13 protein-coding genes are annotated in these 12,611 nt (G+C 70.8%); 6 read left to right on the top strand and 7 right to left on the bottom strand.

What is annotated here, in order from left to right; all coding sequences use genetic code 11:
• Positions 1 to 189 precede the first annotated feature (189 nt).
• From ACZ63J_RS21845 to ACZ63J_RS21830, 4 genes are all read left to right on the top strand, one after another.
• The gene (locus ACZ63J_RS21845) at positions 190 to 720 is read left to right on the top strand and encodes a MarR family winged helix-turn-helix transcriptional regulator (protein ID WP_465333583.1); all 531 of its coding nucleotides are present in this window, start codon (positions 190 to 192) and stop codon (positions 718 to 720) included.
• Entirely contained in the window at positions 717 to 3,317 is a 2,601-nt protein-coding gene (locus tag ACZ63J_RS21840) for an MFS transporter (RefSeq protein ID WP_465406513.1), read from the top strand. The genes ACZ63J_RS21845 and ACZ63J_RS21840 overlap by 4 nt, the downstream gene beginning before the upstream one ends.
• A complete protein-coding gene (locus ACZ63J_RS21835; RefSeq protein WP_465333579.1) occupies positions 3,314 to 4,135 on the top strand; it encodes a YceI family protein in 822 nt (273 codons plus the stop codon). The genes ACZ63J_RS21840 and ACZ63J_RS21835 overlap by 4 nt, the downstream gene beginning before the upstream one ends.
• A 132-nt stretch (positions 4,136 to 4,267) precedes the next feature.
• A complete protein-coding gene (locus tag ACZ63J_RS21830) occupies positions 4,268 to 4,936 on the top strand; it encodes a DedA family protein (RefSeq protein WP_465406515.1) in 669 nt (222 codons plus the stop codon).
• A 1-nt stretch (position 4,937) separates the two neighbouring features.
• Here ACZ63J_RS21830 and ACZ63J_RS21825 read toward each other — a convergent pair whose 3' ends face one another.
• The 7 genes from ACZ63J_RS21825 to ACZ63J_RS21795 all read right to left on the bottom strand — a co-directional run bounded on the left by ACZ63J_RS21825 (position 4,938) and on the right by ACZ63J_RS21795 (position 10,529).
• Complete coding sequence (locus ACZ63J_RS21825) at positions 4,938 to 5,351, bottom strand: VOC family protein (RefSeq protein WP_465439596.1); 414 nt, start codon at positions 5,349 to 5,351, stop codon at positions 4,938 to 4,940.
• A 176-nt stretch (positions 5,352 to 5,527) separates the two neighbouring features.
• Positions 5,528 to 6,256, bottom strand: coding sequence for an SDR family oxidoreductase (locus ACZ63J_RS21820; protein WP_465439594.1), 729 nt, complete (start codon positions 6,254 to 6,256; stop codon positions 5,528 to 5,530).
• Complete coding sequence (locus ACZ63J_RS21815; protein WP_465306954.1) at positions 6,253 to 6,888, bottom strand: nucleoside/nucleotide kinase family protein; 636 nt, start codon at positions 6,886 to 6,888, stop codon at positions 6,253 to 6,255. Before ACZ63J_RS21815 ends, ACZ63J_RS21820 begins: the two co-directional genes overlap by 4 nt.
• Positions 6,885 to 7,712, bottom strand: a complete 828-nt coding sequence (locus ACZ63J_RS21810; protein WP_465439635.1) for a PfkB family carbohydrate kinase — start codon at positions 7,710 to 7,712, stop codon at positions 6,885 to 6,887. The genes ACZ63J_RS21815 and ACZ63J_RS21810 overlap by 4 nt, the downstream gene beginning before the upstream one ends.
• Before the next feature lie 2 nt (positions 7,713 to 7,714).
• Positions 7,715 to 8,524 carry an ATP-binding cassette domain-containing protein gene (locus ACZ63J_RS21805; protein WP_465439592.1) on the bottom strand — a complete coding sequence of 270 codons (810 nt, stop codon included), beginning with the start codon at positions 8,522 to 8,524 and terminating at the stop codon, positions 7,715 to 7,717.
• Positions 8,521 to 9,516, bottom strand: coding sequence for an ABC transporter permease (locus ACZ63J_RS21800; protein WP_465406519.1), 996 nt, complete (start codon positions 9,514 to 9,516; stop codon positions 8,521 to 8,523). Before ACZ63J_RS21800 ends, ACZ63J_RS21805 begins: the two co-directional genes overlap by 4 nt.
• Positions 9,513 to 10,529, bottom strand: a complete 1,017-nt coding sequence (locus tag ACZ63J_RS21795) for a substrate-binding domain-containing protein (protein ID WP_465439590.1) — start codon at positions 10,527 to 10,529, stop codon at positions 9,513 to 9,515. The genes ACZ63J_RS21800 and ACZ63J_RS21795 overlap by 4 nt, the downstream gene beginning before the upstream one ends.
• Positions 10,530 to 10,636: 107 nt before the next feature.
• On the opposite strand from ACZ63J_RS21795, the gene ACZ63J_RS21790 reads away from it, so the two are divergent.
• Together ACZ63J_RS21790 and ACZ63J_RS21785 are read left to right on the top strand one after the other, a co-directional pair.
• Entirely contained in the window at positions 10,637 to 11,674 is a 1,038-nt protein-coding gene (locus ACZ63J_RS21790; RefSeq protein WP_465306946.1) for a LacI family DNA-binding transcriptional regulator, read from the top strand.
• 69 nt (positions 11,675 to 11,743) lie between these two features.
• Positions 11,744 to 12,610 (top strand): substrate-binding domain-containing protein, encoded by an 867-nt coding sequence (locus ACZ63J_RS21785; protein ID WP_465439588.1) that lies wholly within the window; start codon positions 11,744 to 11,746, stop codon positions 12,608 to 12,610.
• The last annotated feature ends 1 nt before the right edge of the window (position 12,611 follow it).

Genomic DNA, 12,611 nt, shown 5'->3' with positions numbered 1-12,611 from the left:
TTTCCAACCGGCGACGGCGGCCGTTGTTCCCCACGCAACCCGGGAGAAATCTGCTTGCATACGGCAACTAAAGTGTGTTCCGACACATCGGCCACGCTCCGCTTGCACAACCGCTGATGAAGGCACATCCTTGCCTGAGGCAACTAGTTGCAGCCGCCAACCAACGCCGCCCGCGTGTTAAGGATCGCCATGGCACCGAACAGCTCCGCCACCCGGCCGACCGCCGAGCTCGACCTCGCCGACCAGCTCGGCCACGAGCTGGTGCGCCTGGTCCGCCTGATCAACAAGGCGAAGTCGCAGGTGTCCAAGCAGGGTCCGGACGGCATCGAACGGGCGGCCTACGCGATCCTCTTCACCCTCATCCACGAGGGCCCGCAGCGCACCAGCCGGCTCGCCGACTCGCTCCACTCCGAGATCTCCACGATCAGCAGGCAGTCGAGCTCCCTCGTCCAGCACGGCCTGGTCGAGCGCCAGGCCGATCCCGAGGACGGGCGGGCCTGCCTGCTCGCGCCGACGGCGGAGGGCATGCGGGTGTTCGAAGAGAACCGCAAGCAGCGCAACCAGTGGCTGGCCGAAGTGCTCGGGGACTGGACCGACGGGGAGATCCAGACCCTCAACCGGCTCTTCGGCCGGCTCAACACAGGTATCGAGAACCACTCTCCACAGCTGGCCGACGCCGCAGCGTCCGCCGGTGCACCGGCCAAGGGGGCCAACGCATGAGTTCCACCACCGAAGCAGTCGCTCAACCCGAGGTGGGTCAGCCGCCCCGGCTGAGCCACCGCCAGATCGTCACGATCCTGAGCGGCCTGATGTGCGGCATGTTCCTCGCCGCGCTCGACCAGACCATTGTCGGCACGTCGATCGTCAAGATCGCCAACGACCTGCACGGCTTCGACCTGCAGGCCTGGGCGACCACGGCGTACCTGATCACCTCGACGATCGTCACGCCGATCTACGGCAAGCTGTCCGACATCTACGGCCGCAAGCCGTTCTACCTGGCCGCGATCACGATCTTCGTCGCCGGTTCGCTGGCCTCGGCCTTCGCGCAGTCCATGTACGAGCTGGCCGCGTTCCGCGCGGTCCAGGGCCTCGGCGCCGGCGGTCTGATGTCGCTGGCCATGACGATCCTCGGCGACATCGTGCCGCCGCGTGAACGGGCGAAGTACCAGGGTTACATCCTCGCGGTGTTCGGCCTGTCGACCGTGCTCGGCCCGGTGCTGGGCGGGTTCTTCGCGGGCATCGACCACGCCGGCAGCATCTTCGGCTACGACATCCACGGCTGGCGCTGGGTCTTCCTGATCAACGTCCCGATCGGCATCCTCGCGTTGTTCGTCGTCGCGCGGGTCCTGAACGTGCCGCACACCCCGCAGAAGCACAAGATCGACTGGTGGGGCGCCCTCGCTCTGGTCGTCGCGGTCGTGCCGTTCCTGATCGTCGCCGAGCAGGGCCAGAAGTGGGGCTGGGGCGACGGCAAGTCGATCCTTTGCTACGTCGTCGGCGGCGTCGGCGTGATCGCGTTCATCGCCATCGAACGGTGGATGCAGGACGCCGCGCTGATCCCGCTGCGGCTGTTCAAGAACTCGACGTTCACCGTGGCGATCATCGGCGGCATCATCGTCGGTGTCGCGATGTTCGGCGCGATCACGATGATCCCGCAGTTCCTGCAGGTCGTGCAGGGCAAGACGCCGACCGAGTCCGGTCTGCTGATGCTGCCGCTGATGGCCGGCATCATGCTCAGCTCGATCGTGTCCGGCCGGCTCACCGGGAAGACCGGGCGCTACAAGATCTTCCCGATCGTCGGCACCATCCTGATCGCCGCCGGCGCGTTCTTCTTCGCGCAGGTCGAGTACAACTCGCCGCTGTGGCACCCGCTGGTCGCGGCCGCCATCATCGGTCTCGGCCTCGGCCAGTGCATGCAGACGCTGATCATCGCGGTGCAGAACGCGGGCCCGCGCAGCGACATGGGTGTCTCGACCGCGTCGGCGACGTTCTTCCGCCAGATCGGTGGCACCGCCGGTGTCGCGATCTTCCTGACCGTCCTGTTCAACACCCTGCTGCCGAACATCACGAAGGCGTTCGGCGGCAAGCTGCCGGAAGGCGCGGGCGCCGGCATCGGCAGCCTGTCCGGGGACACCAGCGGCATCCAGAACCTGCCGGAGGCGATCAAGACCCCGGTGCTGATCGGCTTCACCGACTCGATCACCACGGTGTTCTACATCGCCGGCGCGGTGGCGCTGCTGGCCACGATCGTCCTGCTGTTCATGAAGGAGATCCCGCTGACCAACGCGGCCCCGGCCGCGGCGGCCATGGAGGGCGGCGAGGCGCTGCTCGACGCGGACGAGCACGACTTCGCCGACGCGCCGACCGAGATCGTCGAGCCGGTGCACCCGGTCGACCGCGAACCGGCCCTGGTCGGTGGTGGGAAGCACGCGCTGAGCACCAACGGCCACGGTGACTACCAGGCCGTGTCGGGCGCGCTGCCGATCACGAACTCCGTCGCGGACTCCGAGATCGACGTCCCCCTCGGCGCGGGTGGCGTGCCGGTGACCGGGCACGTCCGCCGCCAGGACGGCAGCCACGTCTCGGGCGCCGCGCTGACCCTGATCGACCAGCGCGGCCGCCAGGTCGCGCGGGCCACCGGCGCCCCGGACGGCAGCTACTCGGTGCCGAGCCAGGGCCCGGGCGCGTACGTCCTGATCGTCGCGGCCCACGGCCACCAGCCGCAGGCCTCCAGCGTCGTGATCAGCAACGGGCCGGCGACGGTCGACGTCACGCTCACCGGGTCCGGCGAGCTGACCGGCACCGTGCGGGCGGCCTCGACCGGCTCCCCGCTGGCGAGCGTGACCGTGACGCTGACCGACGGCCGGGGCGAGGTGAACGGCGCGTTCATCACGACCGCGGACGGCACCTACGCCTTCGTCGGGGTCGGCGCCGGGGCCTACACCCTGGTCGCCAGCGGCGCGGGCTACCGGCCCGTCGCGGTGACGCTGACCGTGCCGGACAGCGGCGTGCTGCGCCACGACCTGGAGCTCTCCAGCTCGGTGCAGCTCACCGGTGTCGCGCGGACCGAAGGCGACAAGGTCGTCCCGGACGCGCGGATCACCGTGCTCGACCCCGAGGGCAACGTCGCGGCGGTCGCGCGGACCGACGGTGAAGGCCGGTACGTCGTGAGCGACCTGCCCGCGGGCGCGTACACCGTGGTCGCGAGCGGGTACCCGCCGGCGACCAGCCAGGTGGAGCTGACCGGCGGCGAGGCGGGCCACGACGTCAAGCTGAGCTACGACCAGGCCTTCGACGAGCTGGTCGACCGGTCATGACGGGCCTGCGCGCGACCTTCCGCACGGCCGAGGGCTGGGCGGTGGAGCACGCGGTGCTCACCGTCACCGACCCGGCCGGGCGGCAGGTCACCCGCCAGGCGGCGGACGTCCGCGGCGAGGTCGTCACCGACGCGCTCGCGCCGGGCAGCTACACCGCGGTCGTCACGGCGGCCGGGTACACCCCGGTCGCCCGGATGGCGCAGGTCGCCTCGGACGGCTCCGGCTCGCTCGGCGACGTCGTGCTGGCCCCGGTCGCCGAGGCGATCGACCTGCCGCCGGCCGGGCCGTGGGTGATCGACCCGATGCACACGTCGGTCGTCGCGACCGCGCGGCACCTGGGCATCGCGAGCATCAAGGCGCGGTTCCCGGACGTGTCCGGCCGGATCGAGATCGGCCGCCCGGCCGAGCGCTCGACGGTGCACGCCGAGATCAAGGCGGCGAGCATCGACACCGGCATCCGGATGCGGGACGACCACCTGCGCTCGCCGGACTTCCTCGACGTCGACGTCCACCCGGTGATCACGTTCACCAGCTCCGGGCTGCGCCAGCGCGGCGCGGACTCGTGGACGCTGGTCGGCGACCTGACGCTGCACGGCGAGCGCCGCGAGATCGAGCTCGAGCTGACCTACGGCGGCTGGGGCCCGGACCCGTGGGGCGGTGTGCGGGCGGCGTTCCACGCCGAGACGACGCTGCACCGGAACGACTTCGCGATCAACTACAGCGCGATGGTCCGGGCCGGGGTCGCGGCGGTCGGCACGACCGTGAAGGTCGAGCTGGACATCGAAGCGGTGCAGGGCGAGTCGCTGCCGCAGTTCTGAGTCACCTGGTTCCGGAAGGCCCTCTCACCGCTGGTGAGGGGGCCTTCACGGTTCGTGGGGGCGGAATCTTCCAGGCGGCTCGATTCGGCCGTTGGCCGCGGGGAGTTCACCTGCGCCCCGTAGGCTCGGGGGGTGAACGTCGTGAGCATCGAGGCCGCGGGCGTCGGCGTGAGCTGGCTGGACACGGCCGGCCCGCTGCTCGTCTGGGTGATCGTGCTGAGCTTCGTGCTGGTCGAGTGCGCGCTGATCATCGGGCTGTTCCTGCCCGGCGACTCGCTGCTGTTCGGCGCGGGTGTGGTGCTGGCCCAGCACGGTTCGGACCTGAACGCGTGGCTGCTGTCGGGCGCCGCGCTGATCGTCGCCGTGCTCGGCAACCAGATCGGCTACTACATCGGGCGCACCAGCGGCACCAAGCTGATCGCCCGCCGCGACGGCAAGGTGCTCAACCGCCAGGCCCTCGACCGCGCCCAGCGGTTCCTGGACCGGCGCGGGTTCTTCGCGATCGTGGCGGCCCGCTGGATCCCGTGGATCCGCACGCTGGCGCCGCTGATCGCGGGCGCGGCCCGCATGGACCCCCGCCGGTTCATGGCGGCGACGGCGCTGGGCGGGCTGCTGTGGGTCCCGACGCTGGTCCTGCTCGGCTACTACGGCGCCGGCCTGCTGGACGCGCTGCCGTGGCTGAAGACGGCGGCGCTGTGGATCAGCATCGTGTTCTTCGTGTTCGGGACCGGCTATGGCGTGCTGCGCTACCGCCAGGAGATGCGCCGCCCGGTCGAAGAGACGGACGACGCCCGAGCCTGACTCACAGCTCGGGGTCGGCCCAGATCTCGAGCTGGATGCCGTCCGGGTCGCGAAAGATCACCACGTACGAGCCCTCGAAGGTGCGGGACGGCGCCGTCGGGAGGTACGAGACGCCGAACTCCGCGAGGCGCTCCTCCCACTCGGCCAGCTCGGCCGTCGAGCCGACCTTGAAGGCGACGTGGTCGAGGCCGGCTCGGCGTTCGTCGAACCCGCGTCTGCCGGTGTCGGCGTGCTGCACCAGCACCACGGAGAACTCGTCACCCGCGGACCGCAGCACCACCTTCCGCAGACCCGTGTCCGACTCTTCGCGCCGGGTGACCTCCTCGAGGTCGAGGACCCGGGCGTACCACGGAACGCTGCGGTCCACATCGGTCACGGTGAGCGCGAGGTGGTGCACGGACATGAGTTTTGCCATGGCTTTCGAAGCCGTCCTTTCGCGTGGCGGCTCCCCAGAGTTGCACAGCGTTCGCTCGCCTAAACGGCGGTGACCAAGTTCCCCATCCGATCGTGATCTCGCCGTCTCCGGACGTCTCAGCAGGCGGACGCCGGTGACCGAAGGTCATTCACGTTGCACGAAAAGTGGTCGAGTGGTCACCGCCCGCCACCGACGTCCAGCACCGCGCCCGTCGTGAACGACGACGCCGTCGACAGCAGGAACAGCACCGCTTCGGCGATTTCGGCGGGCTGCCCGGCGCGGCCCATCGGGATCCGCGGCGCGTACTTCGCCATCCGGTCCGGCAGGCCGGCGGCCTCGTGCAGCCCGGTGTGGATCATCCCGGGCGCGACGGCGTTGACCCGGATCCCCGCCGCCGCCACCTCCTGTGCCAGGCCGAACGTCAGCGTGTCCACCGCCGCCTTCGACGCCGCGTAGTGCACCCACTCGCCCGCCGAGCCCGTGCGGGCCGCCGTCGAGGAGATGTTGACGATCGCGCCGCCGTCGGTCATGCGGCGGACCGCCTCGCGGCAGCACAGGAACACCCCCGTGACGTTCACCTCGAACGTCCGGCGGACGACGTCGACCTCGTAGTCCGAGAGCCGTCCGGGAGTGTTCCCGGTGATGGCGGCGTTGTTGACCAGCCCGGTCACCGGGCCCAGCTCCGCGGCCGCGTCGAACAGCGCGCGGACGTCGGACTCCACCGAGACGTCCGCGCGGACCGCGACCGCCTGCCGCCCCGACGCACGCACCCGCGCGGCGACGTCCGCGGCGGGCGCGGGATCACCGGAGTAGTTCACGACGACGTCGTAGCCGCGCGAGCCCGCCAGGGTGCAGATGGCCGCGCCGATCCCCCGGCTGCCGCCGGTGACGACCAGGACGCTCACAGCGCGAAGTTGACCAGCGGCAGGTTCTCCAGCACCAGGTCCGCGCGGTCCCGCGTCTGCGAGATGAGGTCGGCGTTGCGCTGGTCGGAGCCGAGCGCGCGCTGGCGGGCCTCGACCAGCGAGCGGCCGTACCGGCGGTGGCGCGACACCAGGCGTTCGATGCGCTCGGGCTCGTCCGGCGCGAGGAACCAGGCCTCGGTGAGCAGCGGCCGGATCCCGCTCCACGGGTCGTCCGGCAGCAGCAGGTAGTTGCCCTCGGTGATGACGAGCTGGACCTCGGGCGCGACCGGGACCGCGCCGGCGATCGGCTCCTCGATCTCGCGGCGGAACTCCGGCGCGTAGACCGTCTCGCGGCCTTCGGCGAGCCGTCGGATCAGGTGGTAGTAACCGGCCGCGTCGAACGTGTCCGGCGCGCCCTTGCGCTCGGCGCGCCCGAGCCGGCGCAGCTCGACCTGCGCCAGGTGGAAGCCGTCCATGCCGACCACGGCGGCGCGCGAGCCGAGCGCGTTGGCCAGCGCCCAGGCCAGCGTGGTCTTGCCGGACGCGGGCGCGCCGATGATGCCCAGCACGTTGCGCTGCCCGCGCACGGTCAGGCCCTCGGCCCGGGCCAGCAGGTCGTCGAACGCCGTCATGTCCTGTTCCTTCCTGCGATCGCGGTCGTCCACGACCGCGGTCCCACATGCCGCACCCGTTCGGCGGCCACCTCGTTGGCGAAGCGGATCCGGTCCGTCACCGTCGGTTCGCGCGTCACGGCCACGGCGAGCGCGCCGTGCCAGACGTCTCCCGCACCTAGTGTGTCTCGCGCTTCCACGTCGGCGACAGGCACCTCACCCGAGCGTCCGTCCGCAGTGGACCACCGCACCGGGCCGGGCCCCGCGGTGGTGATGACGGTCGGCACGCCCCGCTCGTGGAGGCCCGGTCCAGGCGCGGTGAAGTGCGCGGAGCAGGCGGCGACGTCGACCAGCGGGAGGAGCTCGTCGAGCACGGGTTTCCAGCTCCCGGCGTCGAGCACGACCGGCGCCTTCGCCGCCCGGGCGACCGCCAGCGCCAGTTCCGGATAGTGCCCGTCCAGCAGCACGACGTCCGCGTCCAAGACCGGAGCTTTCACGGGAAAGCTCCGGTCCGCGGCGTTGCGGGCGACGACCGTGCGTTCGCCGTCGCGGTCGCGGACGGCCACCGCGCTGACCGGCGGTGGGTCGGTGAGTGAGGGGGCCAGGTCGACGACGCGCACGCCGTGCGCTTCGAGGTCGGCGCGGGCGAGCGCGGCCAGCGGGTGTGCGCCGAGGACGGTCAGCAAGGTCGCCTCGGCGCCGAGCGCGGCGGCCGTCACCGCGGCGTTCGTCGCGGGCCCACCGGCCGCGACGTCCACCCGCAACGACTGCACCTTCTCACCCGGCGCCGGAAGCTCGGTGACCCGCTGGACGACGTCCACGGTGCACAAACCCGCCAGCAGCACTCTCACTGCAAACCGGCCACGTGGGTCGCGGCCGCCGCCTCTTCGATCTCGCCGTTCTCGTTGAGCCGCAACGCACCCGTGAGCAGGCCGACGACCTGGTTCATCGAGTGCGTCTTCGGCGAGACGACCGCGACGCGCTTGCCGAGGCGGTGCACGTGGATGCGGTCGGCGATGTCGAACACGTGCGGCATGTTGTGGCTGATCAGCACCACCGGCAGGCCGCGGTCGCGGATCCGGCCGATCAGGTCGAGCACCTTGCCGGACTCGGCGACGCCGAGCGCGGCGGTGGGCTCGTCCATGATCACGGCCTTGGTGCCGAACGCCGCGGCGCGCGCGACGGCGACACCCTGGCGCTGACCGCCGGAGAGCGTCTCGACCGGCTGGGTGATCGACTTGATGTTGATGCCCAGCTCGTCGAGAATCCGTTGCGCCTCCGACCGCATGGTCGCCGTGTCGAGCTTCCGGAACAACCCGAACGGGCCGCTCAGCCGCTTTTCCCGGCCCAGGAACATGTTCGACGCGATGTCGAGCGCGGGTGCGACGGCGAGGTCCTGGTACACCGTCTCGATCCCGTAGTGCCGGGCGTCCAAAGGGGACTTGAAGTGGACGGTCTCACCGTCCACTTTGATCTCGCCCTCGTCCGGGATCACCGCTCCGGAAAGGGTTTTGATCAGGGACGACTTCCCGGCGCCGTTGTCGCCGACCACGGCGAGCACCTCGCCGGGCAGCAGGTCGAAGTCGGCGCCGTCGATGGCGGTCACCCGGCCGTAGCGTTTCACCAGGCCACGGGCCTGCAGGATCGGTTCGGTCATGACTGCTGCTGCCTCCTCGCGATCCGGTCCACCACAACGGCGGCGATCAGCAGGGCGCCGGTGGCGAGGTCCTGGTAGTTGCCGTCGACGTTCATCTGCGTCAGCCCCGACCGCAGCACCGCCACGACCAGCGCGCCCATCAGCGTCCCGAGCACCGAGCCGCGGCCGCCGAAGAGGCTCGTCCCGCCGAGGACGACGGCGGTGATCGAGTCGAGGTTGCCGAGCTGGAACTGGTTCGGGTCGGCGTTCGGCGTCCGCCCGAGCGCCTGCCACGCGGCGAGCCCGAAGGCCAGCCCGGCCACGATGTACACCGAGAGGACCGTGCGGTTGACCTTGATGCCGGACAGCCGTGCGGACTCCGGCGCGTTGCCGACCGCGTAGACGTGCTTGCCCCACGCGGTTTTCGTGAGCGCGTACCAGACGCCGAGGTACATCAGCAGCGCCAGCGTCATGCCGTAGGTGATCGGGATGCCGCCGAAGAGGTAGCGCTTGGTGCCGAGCCACTGCAGCAGCCCGTCGGTCACCGGCACGGCCTGGCCGCCGGCGATCAGCTTGGACACCGCGGTGAGCATGGTGAACGTGCCGAGCGTGATGATGAACGCCGGGAGCTTGACGCGCGTCGCGAGCCCGCCGATGAACATGCCGACGATGACCGTCAGCACGATCCCGGCCAGCAGCGCGACAAACCCGTTCGTGCCGGCCGCGGCGAGCTTCGCCATGATCAACGTCGCGACGACCATCGACGACGCGTTCGACAGGTCGATGCCCGCGATGAGGATGACGAGCGTCTGGCCCAGCGCGAGGGTCCCGACGACCAGCGACTGCTGGACGACCGTGGACAGGTTGTCGAGGTCGAAGAACGTGTCCGTGGCCAGCGAGAACACCACGATCGCGACGACCAGCGCGAGCGCCGGGCCGACCGCGGGCGCGCGGAGGAGGAACTCGCCGAGCGACTCGCGTTCCTTTGTGGACACTGCGGTTGCCGTGGTCACTTCGTGCCTCCCCAGCAGTTCTGCAGGCCCCACGCGGTGTCGTGGCTTTCGACCCCGGGCATCGGCTTGTCGGTGATCACGGCGGAACCGGTGTTGAGGAAGCCCGTAGGCTTCTTCCCGGTCTTCGCGTACTCGACGGCGGCGAGCACACCCTGCTCGGCCATCTTCTTCGGGAACTGCATGACGGTCGCCGCGTACTGGCCGTCCTTGACGTTCTGGACGCCTTCGCAGCCGCCGTCGATCGAGCCCATCACGATCTGCCCGGTGAGCCCGCGGGCCTGCAGCGCCGCGTAGGAGCCGCGGCCCATCGGCTCGTTCATCGAGTAGACGGCGTTGATGTCGGTGCTGCGCTGCAGCAGGTTCTCCATGCCCTGCTGGGCGAGGCTCTGGTCGCCGTTGGCGGCGGTGTGCCCCTTGATCTCGGGTGAGCCGTCGGTCAGCCCGATGCCCTTGAGGAACCCGCCGTGGCGCTGGGTGTCGACCGAGCTGCCCGCGGTGCCGTCGACCATCAGCAGCTTGGGCGGGGTGCCCTTGAGCGCGGCCTTGACGTACGCGCCCTGCTGCTCGCCGGCCGCGAAGTTGTCGGTGGCGAAGGTGGCGTCGACGGCGTCCGACGGTTCGGTGGCGGTGTCGAGGGCGATGACCAGGACACCGGCGTCACGCGCGTCCTTGATGGCCTTCAGCACGCCGGTCGACGAGCTGGGCGTGATCAGGATCGTGTTCACGCCCTGCTGCATGAGGTTCTCGATGGCGCGGACCTGGCCATCGTTGTCCCCGTCGAACTGCCCGGCGAGGGCGTTGAAGTCGGCGCCGTTGGCCTGCGCGGTGGCTCTCGCGGAATCGCGAAGCGCCACGAAGTAGGGGTTCGTGTCGGTCTTGGTGACCAAGCCGACCTTGGCCTTGCCGCTCCCGCCGGTGTTGGTGTTGCCGCCCCAGTGGCGTTCGACCGTGCACCCGGTCGTCGCGGCGAGGACGGCGGCCAGCACGACGGCGGTGAGACTGCGCTGTCTCATGGGTTCCCACCCTTTGTTCGTGTCGAAGCTTGCCGATGGTCGGGAAGGTAGACAGACTGCACCTCGGACGCAAGCGTTTGCGCAAACGCTTGCCGGAAAGGATTGGCATGCCCCAGCCGAGATCGTCGCGGCCGACCCAACGCGACATCGCCGAGCTCGCCGGCGTCTCGATCACCACCGTGTCGCACGTCGTGAACGGGACCCGCGCGGTCGCCGAGGACACGAAGGCCGCGGTGCTGCGGGCGATCGAGACGACCGGCTACACCGGCGACGCCATCGCGCGCTCGCTGGTCACCGGCGGGACCCGGTCGATCGGCATGGCGATCTCGCTGGTGGCGAACCCGTACTTCGCGACGCTGATGCAGGCGATCGAGCGGGAGGCGTCCACGCACGGGTACACGGTGCTGCTGGCCGACACGCACGACACCGCGGACACGGAGCGTGACACAGTGCGCGCGCTGCGCTCCCGCCGGGTGGACGGCCTGCTCATCACCCCGGCGCCCGGCGACGCGCCGGTGATCGGCGAGCTCGTGTCGCTCGACGTCCCGACCGTGCTGATCGACCGGCTGACCACCCGCGCCGACGTCGACCAGGTGGGCACGGAGAACATCCAGGCGACGTCGGCGCTGACCGCGCACCTGGCGACGCTCGGGCACCGGCGGATCGGGATGATCAGCGGCGCGCCCGGGCTGTCGACGAGCGAGGAGCGGGTGCTCGGGTACCGGCTGGGGCTCGGCCGGTCCGGGCTCACGTGGTCGTCCGAGCTCGTGGCCTGCGGAAACTCCTCGGGCGATGGCGGCTCGCTGGCGCTGAGCACGCTGCTGGCGCTGCCCGAGCCACCGACCGCGCTGGTGGTCGGGAACGACAGCATGATGGTCGGGGTGCTGCACGAGGCGCGCCGGCGGGGGCTGCGCATCGGGCGTGACCTGCCGGTCGTGGTCTACGACGACGTCGAGTGGGCGGACCTGGTCGACCCGCCGTTGACCACGATGGCCCAGCCGATCGAGGAGATCGGGCGGCAGGCCGTGCGGCTGCTCCTGGCCCGGATCAACGACCCGGCCCGCAAGGCCGAGACGGTGCGGCTCGCGCCCACCCTGCGTCACCGTGAGTCGTGCGGCTGCCCGCCGGTTCACTCACATCAGTGATTAATCAGGATAGGGGTCTCGCGCGGAGCGTTCAGCGGATACCTTTCGGCTGAGCGTCTGCGAGGCCTGATGACCGCACTTTCGCCAGAGCTCCGGTTGTGGGACCCCCCGGTCACCTACCGGATCGGCGTCGCCATGGGGGTGCACGCCAACCCGTACTCAGGGGCGCTGCTGCGCTCGATCCGCGGCGCGGCCGCCCAGGCGGGCTGTGACGTCATGCTGGCCGACACCGAAGACAGCGTCACCGAAGAGGCCGCCATCGTGCGCGCGCTGCGGGCGGACCTGGTGGACGGCGTGCTGCTGGTCCCGTCCCCCGGCGACGAAGCGGTGGTCAACGGCCTGGTCCGGATGGGTGTGCCGACGGTGCTGGTCGACCGCGTCGCCGCGCGCAACGACGTCGACCAGGTGGGCACGGAGAACGTGCACGCGGTGGCGTCGCTGGTCCGGCACCTGACGTCGGGGCGGCACCGCAAGATCGGGTTGATCTCGGGCGAGGAGAGCCTGGAGGTCAGCCGCGAGCGCGTCCGCGGGTACCGGCTGGGTCTGGAGCAGGCGGGCCTGCGCTTCAACCGCGAGCTGGTGGAGTGCGGTTTGTCGACGTCAGGCGGAGCGGCCCGCGCGACGGCCAAGCTCCTCGACGGCTGGCCCTCCCCGACGGCGCTGGTGGTCGCGGACGAGTCGATGCTGGTCGGCGTCCAGTACGAGGCTCACCGCCGCGGCATCCGCATCGGCTCGGAGCTGGCGGTGGTCGGCTACGGCGACATGGAGTGGGCCCGCCGCGTCAGCCCGGCGGTGACAACGGTGGCTCAGCCGGTCGCGGACCTCGGCCAACGAGCGGTGCGGCTGCTGATGTCCCGCATGGCGGACCCGGACCGGCCCCCGGAGTCGGTCCACCTGACGCCGAAGTTTTTGCACGGCGCCTCCTGCGGCTGCTGAA

The sequence above is a fragment of the Amycolatopsis sp. NPDC104863 genome, from assembly GCF_055582965.1.
The sequence above is the reverse complement of the archived record's forward strand: the minus strand, read 5'-3'. Positions and strand labels throughout refer to the sequence as shown.

Excerpts from the sequence above, each read along its gene's own strand:
- ACZ63J_RS21840 (WP_465406513.1), top strand. The coding sequence starts at position 717 with ATGAGTTCCACCACCGAAGCAGTCGCTCAACCCGAGGTGGGTCAGCCG.
- ACZ63J_RS21825 (WP_465439596.1), bottom strand. The coding sequence starts at position 5,351 with ATGGCAAAACTCATGTCCGTGCACCACCTCGCGCTCACCGTGACCGAT.
- ACZ63J_RS21790 (WP_465306946.1), top strand. The coding sequence starts at position 10,637 with ATGCCCCAGCCGAGATCGTCGCGGCCGACCCAACGCGACATCGCCGAG.
- ACZ63J_RS21815 (WP_465306954.1), bottom strand. The coding sequence starts at position 6,888 with ATGACGGCGTTCGACGACCTGCTGGCCCGGGCCGAGGGCCTGACCGTG.
- ACZ63J_RS21795 (WP_465439590.1), bottom strand. The coding sequence starts at position 10,529 with ATGAGACAGCGCAGTCTCACCGCCGTCGTGCTGGCCGCCGTCCTCGCC.
- ACZ63J_RS21835 (WP_465333579.1), top strand. The coding sequence starts at position 3,314 with ATGACGGGCCTGCGCGCGACCTTCCGCACGGCCGAGGGCTGGGCGGTG.
- ACZ63J_RS21805 (WP_465439592.1), bottom strand. The coding sequence starts at position 8,524 with ATGACCGAACCGATCCTGCAGGCCCGTGGCCTGGTGAAACGCTACGGC.
- ACZ63J_RS21785 (WP_465439588.1), top strand. The coding sequence starts at position 11,744 with ATGACCGCACTTTCGCCAGAGCTCCGGTTGTGGGACCCCCCGGTCACC.
- ACZ63J_RS21845 (WP_465333583.1), top strand. The coding sequence starts at position 190 with ATGGCACCGAACAGCTCCGCCACCCGGCCGACCGCCGAGCTCGACCTC.